This window comes from Streptomyces sp. UG1 (assembly GCF_049974585.1).
Taxonomy (GTDB): Bacteria; Actinomycetota; Actinomycetes; order Streptomycetales; family Streptomycetaceae; genus Streptomyces.
In genome coordinates this window covers 1-1,075 of the sequence record NZ_JBNGGG010000149.1, presented here as the reverse complement: position 1 = coordinate 1,075, position 1,075 = coordinate 1, and the positions used below count along the sequence as shown (strand labels likewise).

Sequence of the window (1,075 nt, the reverse complement as noted above, 5' to 3'; positions counted from 1 at the left end):
TGTACTGACCCGTGAGGTTGGGGACGCGGCTGGCGGGTGGTTGCCCTTTCAGCGCGGTGTGTCCGCGGTGGTGGTTGTAGGTGTGGAGCCAGCCGGGGAAGGCGTCGCGTCGTTCCTGCTCCGAGCGGTAGGGGCGGGCGTAGGCCCACTCGTCCAGCAGCGTGCGGTTGAAGCGTTCGACCTTGCCATTGGTCTGGGGCCGGTAGGCCCGGGTGCGCTTGTGCGTGATCCCGGCCCGGGCCAGCTCGTCTCGCCAGTCGTGTGAGCGGTAGCAGGCGCCGTTGTCGGTCAGGACCCGCTCGACGGTGATCCCGCACTCGGCGAAGAAGGCGTGGGCCCGCTTCCAGAAGCTGGTGGCTGTCTCCTTCTTCTCGTCGGGGTGGATCTCGCTGTAGGCCAGGCGGGAGTGGTCGTCGACGGCGGTGTGCAAGTAGCTGTAGCCGACGTTCGAGCGGGTCTTTCGGCCTGTCTGCCGGCCCAGGACCTTGTGTCCGCCGCCGTCGGGGATGTTGCCGAGTTTCTTGATGTCGACGTGGACCAGTTCGCCTGGCCGTTGGCGTTCGTAGCGGCGTATGACACGGCCGGTTGCCCGGTCCAGATGCGCCAGGCGGGCCAGGCCGTAGCGGGTCAGCACGCGGTGCACGGTCGAGGGCACCAGCCGCAGCAGGTGCGCGATGCGGGCTGGTCCCCAGCGGCGCAGGACACGAACCTTGATGATCCGGCGCTCGGTGCGGGTGGGGGTGCGGCGCGGGCTTGTGCGCGGGCGGGAGGAGCGGTCGCACATCCCGGCCTCACCGAACTGCCGGTAGCGCTCAGCCCACCGCTGGGCTGTCGTCGGCGAGACCTGGAAGCGTTCCGCGGCGCGTCTGAGGGGCCAGTTGTCCTCGACCACGCAGCGAGCCAGACGCAGGCGGCCGGTCTCGGTCAGGGATGCATTACGGTGGGGCACGAGGGCCTTTCTGTTGCTGGTGCAGATGTCGCAATCCACACCAGGCCAGAAGGCCCTCACCCATTTCAAGATCGATCAGCCGTGAGCCCTGTCACCGTCCACAACCTCCCGGGACAGAACACCTAG

1 protein-coding gene is annotated in these 1,075 nt (G+C 68.3%); it reads right to left on the bottom strand.

All coding sequences use genetic code 11. The features are described from left to right. Positions 1–949, bottom strand: a 949-nt coding sequence (locus ACP4J3_RS50750; protein ID WP_426545089.1) for an IS481 family transposase, incomplete at its 3' end; no start/stop codon positions are given. Positions 950–1,075 lie beyond the last annotated feature (126 nt).